20 protein-coding genes are annotated in these 18,532 nt (G+C 55.1%); 5 read left to right on the plus strand and 15 right to left on the minus strand.

Annotation, left to right across the window (positions count from 1 at the left end; genetic code table 11):
* Positions 1 to 227 precede the first annotated feature (227 nt).
* Entirely contained in the window at positions 228 to 1,568 is a 1,341-nt protein-coding gene (glpT, locus tag RAC60_RS14555) for a glycerol-3-phosphate transporter (protein ID WP_375093954.1), read from the plus strand.
* 41 nt (positions 1,569 to 1,609) lie between these two features.
* Here glpT and yigL read toward each other — a convergent pair whose 3' ends face one another.
* A complete protein-coding gene (gene yigL, locus RAC60_RS14560) occupies positions 1,610 to 2,410 on the minus strand; it encodes a sugar/pyridoxal phosphate phosphatase YigL (RefSeq protein ID WP_033737375.1) in 801 nt (266 codons plus the stop codon).
* Positions 2,411 to 2,464: 54 nt separating this feature from the next.
* The gene (gene pldB, locus RAC60_RS14565; protein WP_324029356.1) at positions 2,465 to 3,457 is read right to left on the minus strand and encodes a lysophospholipase L2; all 993 of its coding nucleotides are present in this window, start codon (positions 3,455 to 3,457) and stop codon (positions 2,465 to 2,467) included.
* Positions 3,458 to 3,570: 113 nt separating this feature from the next.
* Here pldB and rhtB point away from each other — a divergent pair, with 113 nt between their 5' ends.
* The gene (gene rhtB / locus RAC60_RS14570) at positions 3,571 to 4,194 is read left to right on the plus strand and encodes a homoserine/homoserine lactone efflux protein (RefSeq protein ID WP_058708543.1); all 624 of its coding nucleotides are present in this window, start codon (positions 3,571 to 3,573) and stop codon (positions 4,192 to 4,194) included.
* Between the two features lie 64 nt (positions 4,195 to 4,258).
* Here the strand turns inward: rhtB and rhtC are convergent, their stop codons facing one another.
* Genes rhtC through pldA form a run of 3 tightly spaced genes read right to left on the minus strand, consistent with a single transcriptional unit; the run spans position 4,259 to position 7,620 of the window.
* Positions 4,259 to 4,882: a threonine export protein RhtC gene (gene rhtC / locus RAC60_RS14575; RefSeq protein ID WP_006121460.1), complete on the minus strand. Its 624-nt coding sequence runs from the start codon at positions 4,880 to 4,882 to the stop codon at positions 4,259 to 4,261.
* A gap of 12 nt (positions 4,883 to 4,894) precedes the next feature.
* On the minus strand, positions 4,895 to 6,721 hold the full coding sequence (recQ, locus tag RAC60_RS14580; protein WP_375093955.1) for an ATP-dependent DNA helicase RecQ: 1,827 nt from the start codon (positions 6,719 to 6,721) through the stop codon (positions 4,895 to 4,897).
* 23 nt (positions 6,722 to 6,744) lie between these two features.
* A complete protein-coding gene (pldA, locus tag RAC60_RS14585) occupies positions 6,745 to 7,620 on the minus strand; it encodes a phospholipase A (RefSeq protein WP_033737373.1) in 876 nt (291 codons plus the stop codon).
* 190 nt (positions 7,621 to 7,810) lie between these two features.
* Between pldA and RAC60_RS14590 the strand changes: the two genes are divergently transcribed.
* Positions 7,811 to 8,281 carry a thioesterase family protein gene (locus tag RAC60_RS14590; RefSeq protein WP_006121457.1) on the plus strand — a complete coding sequence of 157 codons (471 nt, stop codon included), beginning with the start codon at positions 7,811 to 7,813 and terminating at the stop codon, positions 8,279 to 8,281.
* Between the two features lie 53 nt (positions 8,282 to 8,334).
* On the opposite strand, the gene RAC60_RS14595 is transcribed toward RAC60_RS14590, so the two are convergent.
* On the minus strand, positions 8,335 to 8,808 hold the full coding sequence (locus RAC60_RS14595; RefSeq protein ID WP_006121456.1) for an ester cyclase: 474 nt from the start codon (positions 8,806 to 8,808) through the stop codon (positions 8,335 to 8,337).
* Between the two features lie 233 nt (positions 8,809 to 9,041).
* Between RAC60_RS14595 and RAC60_RS14600 the strand changes: the two genes are divergently transcribed.
* Positions 9,042 to 9,419: a helix-turn-helix domain-containing protein gene (locus tag RAC60_RS14600; RefSeq protein ID WP_006121455.1), complete on the plus strand. Its 378-nt coding sequence runs from the start codon at positions 9,042 to 9,044 to the stop codon at positions 9,417 to 9,419.
* A gap of 119 nt (positions 9,420 to 9,538) precedes the next feature.
* Positions 9,539 to 10,438, plus strand: a complete 900-nt coding sequence (gene rarD, locus RAC60_RS14605; protein WP_054688544.1) for an EamA family transporter RarD — start codon at positions 9,539 to 9,541, stop codon at positions 10,436 to 10,438.
* Here rarD and RAC60_RS14610 read toward each other — a convergent pair.
* The 9 genes from RAC60_RS14610 to RAC60_RS14650 form a co-directional block, all read right to left on the minus strand.
* On the minus strand, positions 10,409 to 11,461 hold the full coding sequence (locus RAC60_RS14610; protein ID WP_185200358.1) for an AbrB family transcriptional regulator: 1,053 nt from the start codon (positions 11,459 to 11,461) through the stop codon (positions 10,409 to 10,411). The genes rarD and RAC60_RS14610 overlap by 30 nt on opposite strands.
* Positions 11,462 to 11,557: 96 nt before the next feature.
* Positions 11,558 to 12,511, minus strand: coding sequence for a magnesium/cobalt transporter CorA (corA, locus tag RAC60_RS14615; protein WP_006121454.1), 954 nt, complete (start codon positions 12,509 to 12,511; stop codon positions 11,558 to 11,560).
* A gap of 167 nt (positions 12,512 to 12,678) precedes the next feature.
* Positions 12,679 to 12,735, minus strand: coding sequence for a YsgD/CorL family protein (gene ysgD, locus RAC60_RS14620; protein WP_349887138.1), 57 nt, complete (start codon positions 12,733 to 12,735; stop codon positions 12,679 to 12,681).
* Between the two features lie 67 nt (positions 12,736 to 12,802).
* A complete protein-coding gene (uvrD, locus tag RAC60_RS14625) occupies positions 12,803 to 14,965 on the minus strand; it encodes a DNA helicase II (RefSeq protein ID WP_039339236.1) in 2,163 nt (720 codons plus the stop codon).
* A gap of 54 nt (positions 14,966 to 15,019) precedes the next feature.
* Positions 15,020 to 15,736: a 5-amino-6-(5-phospho-D-ribitylamino)uracil phosphatase YigB gene (gene yigB / locus RAC60_RS14630; RefSeq protein ID WP_375093956.1), complete on the minus strand. Its 717-nt coding sequence runs from the start codon at positions 15,734 to 15,736 to the stop codon at positions 15,020 to 15,022.
* Positions 15,733 to 16,638 (minus strand): tyrosine recombinase XerC, encoded by a 906-nt coding sequence (xerC, locus tag RAC60_RS14635; RefSeq protein WP_375093957.1) that lies wholly within the window; start codon positions 16,636 to 16,638, stop codon positions 15,733 to 15,735. The genes yigB and xerC overlap by 4 nt, the downstream gene beginning before the upstream one ends.
* Positions 16,635 to 17,339, minus strand: a complete 705-nt coding sequence (locus RAC60_RS14640; RefSeq protein ID WP_006121450.1) for a DUF484 domain-containing protein — start codon at positions 17,337 to 17,339, stop codon at positions 16,635 to 16,637. Before RAC60_RS14640 ends, xerC begins: the two co-directional genes overlap by 4 nt.
* Positions 17,336 to 18,160 (minus strand): diaminopimelate epimerase, encoded by an 825-nt coding sequence (gene dapF / locus RAC60_RS14645; protein ID WP_033737412.1) that lies wholly within the window; start codon positions 18,158 to 18,160, stop codon positions 17,336 to 17,338. The genes RAC60_RS14640 and dapF overlap by 4 nt, the downstream gene beginning before the upstream one ends.
* Before the next feature lie 29 nt (positions 18,161 to 18,189).
* Entirely contained in the window at positions 18,190 to 18,399 is a 210-nt protein-coding gene (locus tag RAC60_RS14650) for a lipoprotein (RefSeq protein WP_033737356.1), read from the minus strand.
* Positions 18,400 to 18,532: the final 133 nt, after the last annotated feature.

The following is an 18,532-nucleotide window of genomic DNA, read 5'->3' on the forward strand; positions in this document are numbered from 1 at the left end:
TTATCGGGCATATCCTGTCAGCAGAAAAATGTGCGAATCAGCGCATCGGCCTGAGCTTTTCGCGCCAGGCTGTCATAAATCTGTAACATATTTGTCATTCATCACAGTAAAGCCACGTATCTCTGTCTATTCTCTGCGCGAAATGGCGCATCCCGATCGCCGTTTTCTTGAGTTTTGCCCAACCTGCCGGGAATCAAAATCATAATGCGCCCTGGAGGGCCACCGCTATGTTGAGTATTTTTAAACCTGCACCACACCAGCCCCGGGTCGAAGATCATCGTATCGATCCACGCTACCGTCGCCTGCGCTGGCAAATCTTTATCGGAATTTTCGTTGGCTATGCGGCCTACTATCTGGTTCGAAAGAATTTCGCCCTGGCGATGCCCTACCTGGTTGAACAAGGCTTCTTACGCGGCGATCTGGGTTTTGCGCTTTCAGGCATCTCCATCGCCTATGGCTTTTCCAAATTTATTATGGGTTCGGTGTCAGACCGGTCGAATCCACGGGTCTTCTTACCTGCCGGCTTAACGCTGGCGGCTGCTGTAATGCTGATTATGGGGTTTGTGCCCTGGGCAACCTCCAGCATTATGGTGATGTTCGTACTGCTGTTCATCTGTGGCTGGTTTCAGGGAATGGGCTGGCCGCCCTGCGGACGCACTATGGTCCACTGGTGGTCACAAAAGGAGCGCGGCGGCATCGTTTCTGTGTGGAACTGTGCGCATAACGTCGGCGGCGGGATTCCGCCCCTGCTGTTTCTGCTGGGGATGGCGTGGTTCAACGACTGGAAAGCCGCGCTATATATGCCCGCCTTCGGGGCGATCGCCATTGCGATTCTGGCCTTTGCCCTGATGCGCGATACGCCGCAATCTTGTGGATTACCGCCGATTGAGGCCTATAAAAACGACTATCCGGTGGATTACAACGAAAGTCATGAGGAAGAGTTCACTGCCAGACAAATCTTTATGAAGTATGTCCTGCCCAACAAACTGCTGTGGTACATCGCTCTGGCAAATGTGTTTGTCTACCTGCTGCGTTACGGCATCCTCGACTGGTCACCGACCTACCTGAAAGAAGTAAAGCATTTCACGCTTGATAAGTCCTCCTGGACCTACTTCTTTTATGAGTATGCGGGCATTCCCGGTACGCTGTTGTGCGGCTGGATGTCAGACAAGGTCTTTCGCGGCAACCGTGGTGCGACAGGGGTGTTTTTTATGACGCTGGTTACCGCTGCTACCGTCATCTACTGGCTAAATCCGCCGGGCAATCCCGGTGTGGACATGGCCTGCATGATCGCGATTGGCTTTCTGATTTATGGACCGGTAATGCTCATTGGTCTGCATGCGCTGGAGCTGGCACCCAAAAAAGCGGCTGGCACGGCTGCCGGGTTTACGGGGCTGTTCGGTTATCTGGGTGGCTCAGTCGCGGCCAGCGCCATTGTGGGTTATACCGTCGATTACTTCGGCTGGGATGGCGGATTCATCGTGATGATTGCCGGCGCCGTTATGGCGGTAGTGCTGCTGCTGTTAACCATGATCAGTGAGCACCGGCATAAGCAAAAAAGGGCATAACGGCTTTGCCAGAAGGCCGGCTTACCGGCCTTCTTTTCGGATTACGACAGATAGAGTGTTCTCAGCGTCTCCGGGACGGCATCCTGGGCATTACTGCCAATCACTTCCAGTTCAGGTAAGGTGTCTTTCAGACGCTGATGGGCGTTAGCCATAATGCAGCCTTTGCCTGCCATACTCAGCATTTCGACATCATTCATACCATCACCAAACGCAATACAGTCTTTAAGCGTAAAGCCTAACTGTTTTGCCACCGCTTCCAGGGCATGGCCTTTTGACACGCCGCCTGCCATCACTTCGAGGCAGGTCGGCAGCGAAAAACTCACGTTAACCCTGTCGCCCCAGCGTGCTTCGATGGCCTGCTCCATAGGGACAAGGTGTTCCGGTTCTTCACAGGTAAAAAAGACTTTGCTGATGCCATCCGTCGGCAGCATGCCCGGCTCATAAACCTGATAGTGAAAATCGGACTCGCGAAAATAATCCTTCTCCGCCGGACTGCAGCGGCTGACAAACCACTCATCGTCGCGATAAACATGCGTCAGCACGTCCGGATGATGATACTGCAGACCAAACAGATCGTGGGCGATGTCCGCGTCCAGATTGTGGCTAAAAACCAGCTCCCCTGCCGGATTGTGAACGCGCGCGCCGTTTGACGTAATCATGTAAGCCGGAATCCCCAGCTTGTCACGCATTTGCCCGACATCGATGTGATGACGGCCTGTGGCAAAAATAAAGTGAATGCCCTGCGCGACCAGTTGCTGAAGCGTTTCGCGCGCATTGGCGGTCAGGCGATGTTCGGGAGAAAGCAGTGTGCCATCCAGATCGGACACAACAATGTGGTACATGAAAACCTCGGGTATCGGTGTCGGTTGGCCGTAGCCGGTAATGTAAATTGCGAACTAATGCTGCGATAAAAAGAAATCGACGATGGTATTGAGCGCTTCGGCGCGCATGCTGTCCTTTTCAAACAGGATCTCGTGGCGCGCGCCGCTGATAACCTGCGGTATCCGGCCCTGACAGGGGTGACCGGCTGCCGCCATCGCGTCACAAAACAGATCCTGCGAGCGATTATCCACCACGCTGTCTTCACTGGCCTGCAGCACCAGCAACGGAGTCGTAATGTTATCCACCTGGCTCAGAATATTGCGCCCGGCATGAATCCCTTCTCTGACCCAGTGATACGTAGGTCCGCCCACGCGAATAGCCGGATCATCCGCATAAAAACGCAGACTGCGGCGGTAGCGCTCATGGCTGTGCGTTAACCGGTTGATGCCGAAAGGGTGCGCCCGCCAGCGCCCTGTGCCTAATGCATAACCCTCACGCACAGCGGGGCGCTTTTCCGCCCAGTCAAGAATCTTATGCGCCAGAAAAGCGGGTAACGGCAACGCAATCCCAAACATGGGAGCCACCAGCGCGGCGGCATGAAATGCACCGGGCTGACGCGCCAGGAAGAGCGTCAAAATCGCGCCGCCCATCGAATGAGCCAGTGAATAGCGCTGCTGATAATGACGGCTCACAATCTCTTTGAGATAAAGCGTTTCGAGGTCATCAACATAATGGCTGAACTCCACCACATGCCCGCGGTGAGAGTCATCCAGCAGACGATCCGATCGCCCCTGACCGCGATGATCGAGCACGATCACATCAAAGCCGCAGTGAAAAAGATCGTAAGCCAGTTCGGGATACTTAACGTAGCTTTCGATGCGCCCCGGCACGATAAGGATGACGCGTTTATGTTGCGGTGAAATGAACCGGACATAGCGCAATGTCAGGTTTCCAACGCCAGTGAATTCGCACTCTTCACGGCTGTGCCAGAAATCAAGCAGTGGACCAGTAGCAAAGGCGGCAAAGGCCTTTTCGCGTCGCAGCCAGCTTGCCCTGTGTTGCTTCATCCGCCCTCCTGATTGCCGGAAAAAAGAGTCTGAACGGCCGCATGATGTCCATGGCTCTGCGCAGCATTCTGGCGTATTGTGTCACACTTCAGACGAGACCGGGAGTACAACCCATGACCATCGAATGGTGGCTGACCTACCTTCTTACCACCACAATTCTGAGCCTCTCACCCGGCTCAGGCGCGATTAACACCATGAGCACCGGCATCAGCCACGGTTATCGTGGTGCCGTCGCCTCCATCTCCGGGCTGCAGGTAGGGCTCGCGCTGCATATCGCCCTGGTAGGGGTGGGTCTTGGCGCGCTGTTTTCTCAGTCGCTGCTGGCGTTTGAGATTCTGAAATGGGCCGGTGCCGGCTATCTGGTCTGGCTGGGTATTCAACAGTGGCGGGCTGCCGGCACCATTGATCTCAACGCGATGTCAAAAGCGATGCCGCGTCGCCGCCTGTTTAAACGGGCTGTCATGGTGAACCTCACCAATCCCAAAAGCATTGTGTTTCTGGCCGCGCTGTTTCCGCAGTTTATCCTGCCTCACCAACCCCTTATGCTGCAGTATCTGGTTCTGGGCATAACCACCGTACTGGTGGATATCGTGGTGATGATTGGTTACGCCACCTTAGCGACGCGCATTGCAGGATGGATCAAAGGCCCTAAACAGATGAAGCTGATGAACCGTATTTTCGGGGGATTATTTATTGCGATTGGCGGACTGCTGGCCAGCGCAAGGCGAATGGCCTGATGTACACCTGCAGCCGCACGACAGAGCATACTGTCGGCGGCCGCATAAAGCCGGTCTGGCGACCTTAGCGTGACAGGATAAGATGAATGCCAAATCCGGCGAACAGTACGCCCGCCATGCCATCCACCCACTTCGCGGCACGCTGATATTTATCCCGCATCCATGGCAAAGCAAAAATTGCGGCGACCAGAGAAAACCATGCAAAGGTTTCGACGCTAATCAACACAAACAATCCCCAGCGCTCCAGCCCACCGACATCGTTACCGATAAATAATGAGAAGACGCTACCAAAATAGATCACCGCTTTGGGGTTAGAGAGATTGGTTAACAACCCTTTGATAAAGCTCATGCCTTTCTTTGGCAGATCGACGACAGGTTCCTGCTGTACCGGCTGCTTATGACGTTGACGCGCGGAACGGATCAGCTGCCATCCCATCCATAACAGGTAAAGCCCGCCACCGACCATGATGATTTGATGCAGCCAGGCCATTTTTTGCAGGATCAAATGCAGGCCCATTAACGCCACCGCTGCCCAGATCATGACCGCCAGCGTAATGCCCAACACACCCAACATCGCTTCTTTGCGCGAACGGCTGGCCGCCGTTTGCGAAACGAAAAAGAAATCCGGGCCGGGGCTCATGAGCGCAACAAGGTGGACCAACGCAATCGTGCCAAACAATATCAACATGGTAATGCCTCTTTACTCTTCATCAAGATGCTCTTTAATCATCAGCAAAAAGGGCTTACCGAAACGTTCGAGTTTACGGTGACCGACCCCATTCACGCTCAACATGTCTGACGCACTGACCGGCATCTGTTCCGCCATCTCCAGCAATGTGGCGTCGTTAAAGACCACATAGGGTGGAATGTTCTCTTCATCCGCTATCGCCTTACGCAGCTTGCGGAGTTTGGCAAACAGCTTACGGTCATAGTTACCCCCGTAGACTTTTGCCGAACTGCTGCTTTTCGGTCTGGTTGTAATGAGCCGTGGTACCGCCAGCATCAGCGGGACTTCACCGCGCAGCACCGGTCGGGCCGCTTCGGTAAGTTGCAGTGCAGAATGCATGGCAATATTTTGGGTGACTAACCCCAGATGAATCAGCTGACGCAGCACACTCACCCAATGCTCATGGCTGTTCTCTTTACCCAGCCCATAAACCGGCAGCTTGTCGTGACCCTGTTCACGGATACGATGATTGTTCGCGCCGCGCAAAACTTCAACGATGTAACCCATGCCAAAGCGCTGGCCGACACGGTAAATACTCGAAAGCGCTTTCTGGGCTTCAACCAGACCGTCATAGCGCTTAGGCGGATCGAGACAGATATCGCAGTTACCACAAGGTTGCTGCCGCCCTTCACCAAAGTAGTTCAGCAGCACCAGACGGCGACAGGTCTGCGCTTCAGCAAAGGCGTTCATGGCATTCAATTTATGCCGCTCTATGTCCTGCAGCGGGCCGGGCCGTTTCTCTTCGAGACATTTACGTAACCAGGCCATATCTGCAGGATCATAAAGCATCATCGCTTCCGCAGGCAGGCCATCACGACCCGCACGGCCGGTTTCCTGATAGTAGGATTCGATATTGCGGGGAATGTCGAAATGGACCACAAACCGCACATTGGGTTTGTTAATGCCCATGCCAAACGCCACGGTGGCGACCACAATTTGCAGATCGTCGCGCTGAAACGCTTCCTGCACGCGGGCGCGCTGCGCGCTGTCGATACCGGCATGATAGGCACCCACGCTGAGACCGCGGCTCTGCAGGCGCGCGGCCGTGTCCTCAACTTTTGCCCGGCTGTTGCAGTAAATGATGCCGCACTTGCCCCGCTGATCCTGTACGTAACGCAGTAACTGTTCGGTGGGTTTGAATTTTTCCACCAGCGTATAGCGGATATTGGGTCGATCAAAACTGCTGATTTGAATCAGCGGGTCCTGCATATGCAGCAGGTTGACGATATCAAGGCGGGTGGTTTCGTCGGCGGTCGCCGTGAGCGCCATAACCGGCAGATCGGGAAAGCGCTGACGCATCTGCCCCAGTGCGCCGTACTCGGGCCGGAAATCGTGTCCCCACTGAGAAATGCAGTGCGCCTCATCCACCGCCAGCATCGCAGGCTGCCAGTGCGCCAGGCTTTCCAGGAAGTTATCCATCATCAGGCGTTCGGGCGCAATATAGAGCAACTTTACGCGTCCGTTTCGGCAGTCCGCCATGACGTTTTGCTGTTGCTCGCGGGTCATGGTCGAATTGAGACACGCCGCCGCAACACCATTTGCCAGCAGCTGATCCACCTGATCTTTCATCAGCGAGATCAAGGGCGAGACGACCAGTGTCAGCCCTTCACGCACCAGCGCGGGGATCTGATAGCAGAGTGATTTCCCGCCGCCGGTTGGCATCACCACCAGGCAGTCTCGCCCATTCAGCGCTTCATTGATAATGGCCTGCTGACCGGGACGAAACTGCTGGTAGCCGAAGGTATCCTGTAATACCTGCTGCGCCAACGCTTCCTGATTAAGAACTGCCGAGGTTGCCACTGTGATCCTGACTTGATGGTTAATTAAAATAAATCGTTGAGTGTCACGCCCACACCGACGCGTGTCTGACGATGGTTGTAGTCAATAAGGGATTCGCCATAGCCGCTAAACAGTTGCGTATAGAAACGAACGTGTTGGGTGATCGGATAACTCCAGCCCAGCGTAGCGCCGCCGTAGCCGCTATTCCAGTTATAGTTGCCTTCAACGCTGAAAATACTGTCGCCCATGGCGTAACCTAACTTCGCACGATAATAACCCATGTATTTGGTGATATCGGGGTTGTCGTCATTATTCGCGCTTTCTGAAATACGGAACCAGGGCTTGATCTCGGCCAGGAAGTTACCGTTCTGCGCCATCAGACGAGTATAAACACGGTTCCAGCTGCGTGAGGTCGGATCGCTGCGGCCGTTAGACTGATGATTCACACCGACCTCAACGTCACGCAGTGTCCAGCCGGCAAACGAGTAATCGGTCGCCCAGCCCAGGAAAATCTGTGGCTCATAGTTCGTCTCACGGAAAGGCGACGACTCTTTTTTATTGGATAACTGCCACCATGAGCGCTGAGTATAAGACGCCGCTAATACGGAGTTGTCACCGACGATGCCACGCCACAACGGAAATGCCAGGCTGAGCTGGAATTTCACTTCATCTTTACGTGCGTTTTTTGCCCAGTTGTAAGAGGAAATCGCCTCTTTATTTATGTCGCTGGTATAGGTGTAAAGCAGATAATTATTTTCGTAAGGATAAAGCACAAACGGGTTGTCGTGCTGCTCCAGCAGGTTGGCAATGATGCTGCCTCGCACCTGCGGTGCATCGTGAACATGTTTAATTGTGGCTTCGTCCGCCTGCGCCAAAGCAGGAAGTAACATTGCCGCCAGCAAGGCGCGATGCTTACGCATAGGATTCTCCGGTGAAAACTGCGTATTCATAAAAGCGAATGGGTGTTGTAAAAAGCAGGACATTCTACACACAAAAGTGGGTGAACATCAGCGCTGATTTCCTAAACTGGAAACCCTGTTGAGCGAAGCATAGAATAAACATCTTATTAACATCTACAGTTCAATTACCAGCTGTTCAGGACTAAACACCATGTCATCCGTGCTATTGACTCAGCAGGACGCTCGCCGCCTCGTCGGTGAAATTTTTATTTATCACATGCCGTTTAATCAGGCGCTGGGTCTGGAACTGGATCGCCTGGAACCCGATTACGCAGAAATCAGTTTTGCCAACAAAACCATGCTGGTGGGCAATGCCGCCCAGCACATTCTTCATGGTGGTGTAACAGCAGCGGTACTGGATGTCGCCGCGGGCATGGTGTGCGTAAGCCATGCCTTGACACGTGATGAGCAGATAAGTGAAGACGTGCTGCGCCAGCGACTGTCCCGTATGGGGACGATTGATATGCGGGTGGATTATCTCCGTCCCGGACGGGGCGAGCGCTTTATTGCCAGCAGCCGTTTACTGCGTGCCGGCAATAAAGTCTCTGTGGCGCGGGTAGAATTACATAATGAGCAGGGCCTTTACATTGCCACCGCAACCGCGACCTACCTGACCGGTTAAGCGAATCGACGCGTAGCACCGTTCAGGCCCTGCCACGCAGTATCCTGCCTGCCTCAGAACATCGTATTGGTATTCGCTGAGGTCGCCGGTACGGCCTGAATCACATCCCAGTGCTCGACAATTTTGCCGTTTTTCACGCGGAAAATATCCGTAACAGCCTGACCACGATCGTGTTCACCATTGGTCGAGTGAACATGCAGCCATACCAGATCACCGTCGGTTGCACTGCGAACGATGCGCGCTTTTGACTGTGGGTTTTTGCTGAAAAAATCGCTGAAAAAGTTAACCAGCGGTGCCTTGCCATTCGGCACCCCGGGATTGTGCTGGCGGTAATCGTCCGCCACCACCCGGGCCGCTTCTGTCACCTTGTGCTGATTGAAAAATTGATTATAAAAGTTGATCACCAGCGCACGATTGGCCTCTTCCACGTTAAGATCGCGGCCTTCTTTCGGTTGCACGGCGTACCCAGCGCTCGCTGTCAGGATACCTGCCGTCAGCAGCAGGGTTTTCAGAAAGGTTGCCATCATTTTTCTCCTTGCTCATTCGTTACAGCGCTAACCGCTCCGCGCCAGAGGATCACTTTATACAGGGTGCCGGGCGTGGCCCGGACGCGCCATCGGGTTTTGATATCACACCAGGTCACAAAAATAGACTGTTGTCGCTGCGGATGGTACATTCGCGCAAAATGGATAACAAGACGTCACTTTGTGCTGACTCAGTCACATGAAAGTGACTATTACAACGTGCAGGAACCCTTTCCATGTCTGTGTCATCCCCTAACACATTCAGTTATGAACAGCCTTGCCCCATTCGGGATGTACTTGACCGGATTGGCGATAAATGGAGTTTGCTGATTCTTGAGGCGCTGGCCGAGCGCACGCTGCGCTTCAATGAGCTGCACCGCCATATTGGCGATGTCGCTCGTCAGGTGCTGTCACGAACGCTGAAACGGCTGGAGGTGGACGGCTATATCCTGCGGACTCTTTATCCGGAAGTGCCGCCACGGGTTGAGTACAGTCTGACAGAGTTAGGTCGTTCTTTTCTTAAACCGATGCAGCAACTGATTGCGTGGGCGGATGACAATCATCAGGCCATTTGTCTTTCCCGACAGCGTGCCCGTGAGCAGGACAAAGCCTGACCCTGCCTGTTGCCAGATCGGGCTACAGACATGACGGGGACTGCGGTAACATTGCGGCCCTCTGTCACGCCGCTTTCTCTCAGTGACTTTTGGTACAGAACGAACTTTCAGGATGATTTATGGATACCCAGCAAACCCGTCAGGGAATAGGTTTTGCGCTTGGCGCTTATTTCATATGGGGCATTGCACCTGCCTACTTCAAATTAGTTAAAGCCGTCCCTGCGACTGAAATCATGACGCACCGGGTAATCTGGTCAGCCTTGTTTATGCTGCTGTTGATTACGCTTAGCCGCAGCTGGGGGCAGGTCAGAAGCGTCGTGCGCCAACCCAAAAAGGTCTTGCTACTGGCGCTGACCGCCGTCACGGTGGGCGGTAACTGGCTGCTGTTTATCTGGGCGGTGAATAACCAGCATATGCTAGAAGCCAGTCTGGGCTATTTTATTAACCCTTTGATTAACGTTGTGTTTGGTATGGTTTTCCTGCGCGAACGTTTTCGTCGTCTGCAGTGGCTGGCTGTGGCGCTCGCTACCGCTGGCGTCCTTTTGCAGCTGTGGCAGTTTGGTTCGGTGCCGGTGATTGCATTAGGCCTGGCCTTCAGCTTTGCGTTTTACGGCCTCATGAGGAAGAAAATTCAGGTCGATGCCCAGAGCGGTATGCTGATTGAAACGCTGTGGCTGTTTCCGCTGGCCGCGCTGTATTTATTTGGTTTTGCAGACAGCAGTACCAGCCATCTTACCGCCAATCCCGCCAGCCTGAATCTGTTGCTGATCGCCGCAGGTATTGTGACCACCATTCCGCTGATGTTCTTTGCCGCAGCCTGTGCCCGGCTGCGCCTGTCGACGGTTGGCTTCTTTCAGTATCTTGGCCCAACGCTGATGTTCTTACTGGCGGTGCTGTTTTATGGCGAGACCATCACGCCGGATAAAATGCTGACGTTTGGCTTTATCTGGCTGGCATTGCTGGTCTTCATTCTGGATGCCGTCGTGTTTTCAGCGCGGGGCCGACTGCGCAAAGCGTGACAGAAAACGCGCCATTGCCGGGCCGGTCAGGAGAATGGTGAATAACCGCAGGGTTTGCATCGCCATCACAAACGCCATATCCACTCCGCTTCCGGCCGCAATGATCGCCACGGTGTCCAGGCCACCTGGACTGGTGGCGAGATAGGCGGTCATCAGGTCAATATGGAGTACGCGCGTCAACATCCACGCCAGTCCGCCACACAGCAGCATCAGGCCGAAAATGGACAGCAGCATTTGCGGCAGGGTGCTCAGCGCCAGTTTGAAAATGGGTCGGGTGAAGCGCAGCCCCACGCTCCAGCCGATCAGCGCGTACGCCAGGGCAAGCAGCCATTCAGGCATCTGAAGCACGGCTGCTCCGGTAGCGTGCAGCGTAGCGCCAATCAGCGCAGGCACCAGCAACGCGCCGGACGGAATGCGTAACCAGGGGCCCAGCCAGGCGCTGCCGATCACCAGGCAAATCGTCAGCAGAAAACCGCTGTTCAGTGCAGGAAACCACACCAGTGATCCCGCATGAGCGCCATCGCCCAGGCCGATGCGAGCCACCATTGCTGCCGCGCCCGCCACAAACAGAACGCGCAGATACTGCATAAAGGCGACCAGACGCACATCCGCGCCGAATTCTCCCGCCATCGCCACCATGGCAGAAGCACCACCAGGTGACGATCCCCACGCGCCGGTCGGGCCGGGAAGCTGACTAAACCGAACCAGCAAAAAGCCCGACACACCGCTGGCCGCCAGAGTCAGCAGCAGTACCGCTACCACGACGGGCCAGTCCTGTAACAGCGGCGTTAAAATGGACGGTGACAGGCTCTGTGCAATCATACAGCCCAGTACCGCCTGCGACAGCAGGAACAGCCGCTTGTGGATGCGCAATGTGGCACCGGATAACCCCATCATCACGCCCACAATCATCGGGCCCAGTAACAGGGCGGCCGGAACATGAAAATACTGGAAGAGCGCGCCAAGTAATACCGATGCGACCAACAACAGTAACCACTGCACGCGCAATGAAAGAGAGGCCATAAAAGTTAATTTTTTGTGAAAATGGAGCGGGTAGATTACGCAGAATTGTGCCAGCAGGCCAGCGAAATGGGCCGGTTGACCGGCCCTGACAGACGATTACAGCCAGTTCTTGCGTTTGAAATAAAGATAAGGCGCCAGACCGGCAAGCATCATCAGGCAAATCGCACCGGGATAGCCAAAGCTCCATTTCAGTTCAGGCATAAACTCAAAGTTCATGCCGTAGCTGGAGGCCACCAGCGTTGGCGGCAGGAAAACCACGGAAACCACCGAGAAGATCTTGATGATGCGGTTCTGCTCAATATTAATAAAGCCCATCGCCGCCTGCATCAGGAAGTTGACCTTCTGGAACAGGGACTCATTGTGAGGCAGCAGCGATTCGATATCCCGCAGGATTTCGCGCGCCTGCTCCAGTTGATTGCCTGGCAAACGGGCTTTTCGTACCAGGAAGTTAAGCGCTCGCTGCGTATCCATCAGGCACAGGCGCACTTTCCAGCCGATATCTTCCAGCTCAGCTAACCGCGACAGCGCCTGATCGTACTCCTCGCCCTGCTGACCTTCCATAATCACGCGGCTAAGCTTTTCCAGCGCGCTATAGATGTTTTCAATCTCATCCGCCAGCTGTTCAATTTTGGTCTCAAACAGGTCGAGTAGCAGCTCGTAAGCGTTACCGTCAATCAGCGTCTGGTTGCGGGCTCGCATGCGGTAAAGACGAAAGGCAGGAAGCTCCCGCTCGCGCAGTGTATATAAGCGTCCTTCGCGAATCGTAAAGGCGACCGTCGAGTTGCCGGCATGATCTTCGGCATCTTCAAAAAAGAAAAAGGAGTGGATGTGCAGGCCATCTTCATCTTCGAAGAAACGCGCTGAGGCTTCGATATCTTCCAGCTCAGGGCGCGTGGCCAGGCTCTGCCCCAGCTCGGACTGAACACGGTCGCGCTCGCCTTCCTCAGGCTCGACCAGGTCAACCCACACTGACGTGGTCAGTTTATCGCTTTCTTCTTCCAGTTCCAGACGCGTCAGGCGACTGTTATCAAGTTTAAATGCGCTCAGCATAGCAAGACTCCCCATTGCAGACTTTATGGGACAACGCTGTAAGGCGGTCGGAACAGATAACCGCGAACCTGAACACGGAGAAACGATAAATCAGTGCTGACTCGTGCGACGGATCAAAAAGGGAGGTCGCTGATAACCGCTAAGGCTACCAGCGTAATGAGATAGCCTTAGATGTTATTCCTGAAAACCAGGTTAATGAGCCAGCATCGACTGGGCGTGTCCAAGGCATTGTCCTCTCATGATAATAGTGCGCGCATGTTACGCTGAGACGAAAAAGTCGTCAACCGGCGGCTAGACGGTTTCCAGTTTGGCGTAGGCAGCCACCAGCCACTTGATCCCCTGCCCCTGAAATGCCACCTGAAGGCGGCTGTGTTCCCCGCTACCTTCCAGATTCACGATGGTGCCTTCACCAAACTTCGCGTGACGAACGCGCTGTCCCAGAGAGAACCCCGTGTCGCTTTTGCTGATCGGTGTGCCCATGCGCTGATGGCTGACCGGCCGCGTAACGCTGGCGCGTAACCGGACTTCTTCAATACAGTCTTCGGGCAGCTCACCGATGAATCGCGAGGGGCGATGGTAAACTTCTTTTCCGTACAGACGGCGGGTTTCCGCGTACGTCAGCGTCAGTTTCATCATGGCACGTGTGACGCCAACGTAAGCCAGGCGGCGCTCTTCTTCCAGCCGTCCACCTTCGTCCAGGGCCATCTGGCTGGGGAACATGCCTTCTTCCATGCCGACGATAAATACCTGACTGAACTCCAGCCCTTTCGCAGAGTGCAGCGTCATCAGTTGTACCGCATCCTGCCATTTGTCCGCCTGCCCTTCGCCGGCTTCCAGCGCGGCATGCGACAGGAAGGCCTGAAGCGGCATCAGGTCTTCATCTTCATCCTGATAGCTAAACTGGCGCGTGGCTGTCACCAGCTCCTCAAGGTTTTCGATACGCGCCTGGCCCTTTTCACCCTTTTCCTGCTCGTACATCAGCCACAGACCGGAATCCTTGATGACCCGATCGGTCTGTACGTGCAGTGGCATTTCGGCGGTTTCGCTTGCCAGTGAATCCACCAGCTCACAGAAACGTTGCAGGGCAGAGGCGGCACGGCCGGCGAGCGCGCGTGACTGAAGGAGTTCACGCGTTGCCTGCCATAAGGTGATCTGCTGTTCGCGGGCCGTCTGACGCACCACATCCAGCGTACGATCGCCCACGCCACGTGTGGGCGTATTGACCACGCGCTCGAAGGCCGCATCGTCGTTGCGGTTGGCTATCAGACGCAGATAGGCCAGCGCATCTTTAATTTCCTGGCGCTCGAAGAAGCGCATGCCGCCGTAAATCCGGTAGGGCATACTGGCCTGCAGCAGGGCTTCTTCCAGCACGCGCGACTGGGCGTTACTGCGGTAAAGAATCGCGCAATCGGCCAGCGCATTGCCATTTTCCATCCAGGCTTTAATGCGATTGACGACAAAGCGCGACTCATCCAGCTCGTTGAAGGCGCAGTAAACCGAGACCGGCTCGCCATCGCTGCCATCGGTCCACAGCTCTTTGCCGAGTCGGCCATTATTATTGGCAATCAGGGCGTTAGCGGCTTTCAGAATCGTGTTGGTGGAGCGGTAATTCTGCTCAAGACGAATGGTATCGGCACCGGGAAAATCCGTCAGGAAGCGCTGAATATTTTCAACCTGCGCCCCGCGCCAGCCATAGATGGACTGATCGTCATCACCGACGATAATGACTTTGCTGCTGTCGCCCGCCAGCATACGAATCCAGGCATACTGAATGTTGTTCGTATCCTGAAATTCATCCACCAAAATATTGCTGAAACGCTCACGGTAGTGATTCAGGATAGGGGGCTTGTTTAACCACAGTTCATGGGCCCGCAGCAGCAACTCGGCAAAATCGACCAGCCCGGCACGATCGCAGGCTTCCTGATAGGCCTGATAAATGCGCAGCCAGGTCTGTTCTACCGGGTTGCCATAGCTTTCAATGTGCTTCGGCCGTAAACCTTCATCTTTCTTGCCGTTGATGTACCACATGCCCTGACGCGCAGGCCACTGCTTCTCATCCAGATTCATCGCCTTAATCAGGCGTTTGAGCAGACGCAGTTGATCTTCACTGTCGAGGATTTGGAAGTCCTGCGGCAGCCCCGCGTCGAGATGATGCGCACGCAGCAGACGGTGCGCAAGGCCGTGAAACGTGCCAATCCACATACCGCCCTGACTGGTGCCGATCAGGTGCTCAATACGGTGACGCATTTCTGCCGCCGCCTTGTTGGTAAAGGTCACCGCCATAATGGAATAAGGTGAACAGTTTTCAACGGACAGCAGCCAGGCGATGCGGTGCACCAGAACGCGTGTTTTTCCACTGCCCGCGCCCGCCAGCACCAGCAGGTTGCTGCGCGGTGCCGCAACGGCAGCACGCTGTTTGTCATTCAACCCGTCGAGCAGTTCAGAAACGTCCATAAGCACCAATAAGTCAGAGAATGCGAAGCATAAGACTGGATAAATTTACAGCCATTATAACAGCGAGGTCAGTGATGCCAACTGTGAAATTTCAACGTGGGGCAGAAGACGGGCATCGTCAATGTGCATCAGATTCCCCTCACGCAGGTTAATCCAGCAGGCTTGCATGCCATAACGTAACGCGCCGGCCACATCCGTAGTGAGATCGTCACCGACGTGAAGAATACTGCCCGGGGCGATATTCAGGCGTTGCGCGGCAAGGTGATACATATCCTGCCACGGCTTCGCGCGCCCGTCTGGGCCAGCACGCAGTGAAAACTGGAAGTAGGCTGACAGGCCGAGCTTTTCAGGCTGCGCGTTACCATTCGTAATCGCTACCAGCGGGACTTTTTTCGCCAGCGCTTTCAACGTGTCATGGGTTTCCGCCGGCATCGCCACCTGGCTGCGCCAGTGATGGAACACCTCCATGATCTGGGCGGCGCCCGCTGTCGCGTCTGCTGCCGTTAAGCCCGCGTCAGTCATAAGCAGCTCTATCGTACGACGGCGCCATTCTGTCACATCGTGATAAATGTCAGGTTCATGAAGTCGCAGTTGATTGCGCAGCGTCGCCACATCATCCGGCGTCACGTCACGCAGTGCAGGATGAAAAGCCTGCAGAGCGGCATGCGATGCTTCTGTGGTTTTACGTATGACCGGATAGTTGTCATACAGCGTGTCGTCTAAATCAAAGGTGATCGCTTTGATGGCACGCAGCGGGCGATAGAACTTCATTCACTCTTTCCTCGTTTGGCGCGGGGATGCGCAGCATCATACACCGAAGCCAGGTGCTGGAAATCAAGGTGGGTATAAATTTGCGTCGTCGACAGGTTGGCATGACCAAGGAGTTCCTGCACCGCGCGCAGATCGCCACTGGATTCCAGCAGATGGGTTGCAAAGGAGTGACGCAGCTTGTGCGGATGAATATGGCTGTTCACGCCCTGTTTAATGCCCCATTCGGCAAAACGTTTTTGAACATTACGGGCAGAGATGCGCTTGCCCCGGCTGGAGAGAAACAGCGCATCGTCGTCGGCGTTAAAGGCGAGACGGTGCGGCAGCCATTGCTGAATCCAGTTGACCGCTGTGCGTCCAATCGGTACGCGCCGCTCTTTATTGCCTTTTCCTGATACCCAGACTTCTCCCGCCTCAAGATCAACATGGCGGCAGTCCATATTGACCAGTTCGGACAGGCGAAGCCCTCCGCCATACATCACTTCCAGCATGGTACGATCGCGTATTGCCAGCGGATCGTTAAGATCGATTTCCAGCAGTTGATTAACTTCATCGACGTCGATATTTTTGGGCAGATGGCGGCCATTACGCGGTGTGGCAATGCCTTTCGCCGGGTTGGCGAGCAGCATGTCCTGGCTCACCTGCCAGTCAAGAAAACTGCGTAGCGCCGAAAGCCGTAGCGCCAGACTGCTGGCGGCCAGGCCTGCCCGACGGCTGCGGGCAGCCATACTGCGTACCATGGCGGGATCGAGTTGCGACCATGCGCCGACCTTCATTTCATCGGCGATGCTCACCAACGCCTCTAGCTGGCGCGCATAGCTGCTCAGCGTTAACGGGCTGAGCTGGCGCTCAACCTTCAGGTAGCGCAGAAATCCGTCAACGGCCTCCTGCAGCACGCTGCTCATGCGCGCTCCACCCAACGTTCCAGTAATTCCGGCATCATCTGCGAAAGATGCTGTAGCAGTAAGGTTCCCATGCCCGACTGATAATGCAGGCTGTCGCGACTGCTGAACATGATGATGCCGAGTTCCCCCTGTTCGCCCATCAGTGACATGGCCACCGAGCCGATGGCTTTCGCCTGGGGCAGCAGTAGCAGCAGTTCGGGGCCATTAATACTGCCGAGATAGTGCTGTTCATTACCGAAGCGCTGAATGCGCAGCGGTTCAAAGGCCTGGCGCGCCAGGCCAAGCTGCACAAAATCAGAGGGCGCACCCAGCCGCCACTTATCGTTAAACAGGCGGATATTGGCCCCGGCCAGGCCCAGCTCACGCGCCCAGCGATGCAAGCGGTTCAGCATATCCTGCAGTGAACTCGCGGCGGCAAGATGGCTTTGCAGTGCAAGCAGGCGGGCAAAAAGTTGCTGGTTCGCCGTGGCCTGCTCCATCAGCAAGGTGATTTCTTCTTCCAGCCGTTGAATATGGTTGCGCTGGCGCGCCATGTGCCATTCCACCAGCGAAACGCTGCCGCGAACCGGATGCGGTACGGCCATCTGTTCGACCTGGCGCGCATTACGCATAAAGAAATCAGGATGCTGTCGCAGATAATCACTGACGGCCTCATCGTCCAGCAGAGGTGTGTTTTCCACCTGCTCTTCGACATTTTTCATAAGTGAATAAACCCATCGTAGACATGTGTGGCCGGGCCGGTCATAAACAGCGGCTGTCCGGCACCTTTCCAGGCGATGTGTAACGTACCGCCTGGCAAATCAACGCGCACTTTCTGGCTCAGAATCCCCTGCTGAATGCCACAGGCCACCGCTGCACAGGCACCGCTGCCGCACGCCTGCGTTTCGCCCGCACCACGTTCGTAAACACGCAGCCGGATATGTTCAGGGTTGATGATTTCCATAAAGCCAACGTTGACGCGCTCAGGAAAACGCTCGTGGCTTTCCAGTATCGGTCCCAGCAGCTCGACCTGTGCGGTTTTGGTGCTTTCGACCTGAATCACGCAATGGGGATTTCCCATGGAGACGGCACCAAACATGACCGTCTGCTCCGCCACGCGAAGCAGGTACAGGTTTTCAGCCTTGTTAGCGCGGAAAGGCACCTGCTGGGGCTCAAAATTGGGCTCCCCCATATTCACGCGGACCAGCTCGTCGGGCGTAACGCTGAGCACCATTCTGCCCGCCTGGGTGCTGACGCGAATGTCGCTTTTATTGGTCAGGCCTTTCAGCTGGACAAAGCGGGCAAAACAGCGCGCCCCGTTACCGCATTGCGCCACCTCGCTTCCGTCCGCATTGAAAATACGGTAGTGGAAGTCGAGATCGGGATCATAAGGCGGTTCGACGATCAGTAGCTGATCAAAACCCACCCCTAAATGGCGATCGGCCAGCCGGCGGATCAGTTCCGGCGAGAAAAAGACGTTTTGCGTCACAGCATCCACAACCATGAAATCGTTGCCGAGACCGTGCATTTTGGAGAACTGCATTTTTTGCTCCGCCGGATACGCCATAAGAATTATTTCATTTGTGAGCTTGAATCACCGGTCACCAGACCGCCCACATCCGCTTTAGAGGCCTCGGCTTTCTGCTTTTGCGTGGGCGCTGACGTGGGCGCGGCTTGTTTTGGCGTTTCCTGCGGTGGGAAGTAGAGCGGTCCTTTCAATCCACAGCCTGCAAGGCTTGTTAATGCCAGTGTCATTGCTAACAGGCTTATCGCTTTCTTCATTCTTTATGCTCTTCATGTCCTGTGTCCTGGATGCTTATCATCGCAGTTGAAGTTGGAAAAGCAACAGGAAATCCCAGCAATTCACGCAAGCCTTGGGGCAGGCCCTGGCAGAGCGCCACAAGCCTCCGGCAGA

Source organism: Pantoea sp. BR_17 (assembly GCF_041955125.1).
Classification (GTDB): Bacteria; Pseudomonadota; Gammaproteobacteria; order Enterobacterales; family Enterobacteriaceae; genus Pantoea; species Pantoea stewartii.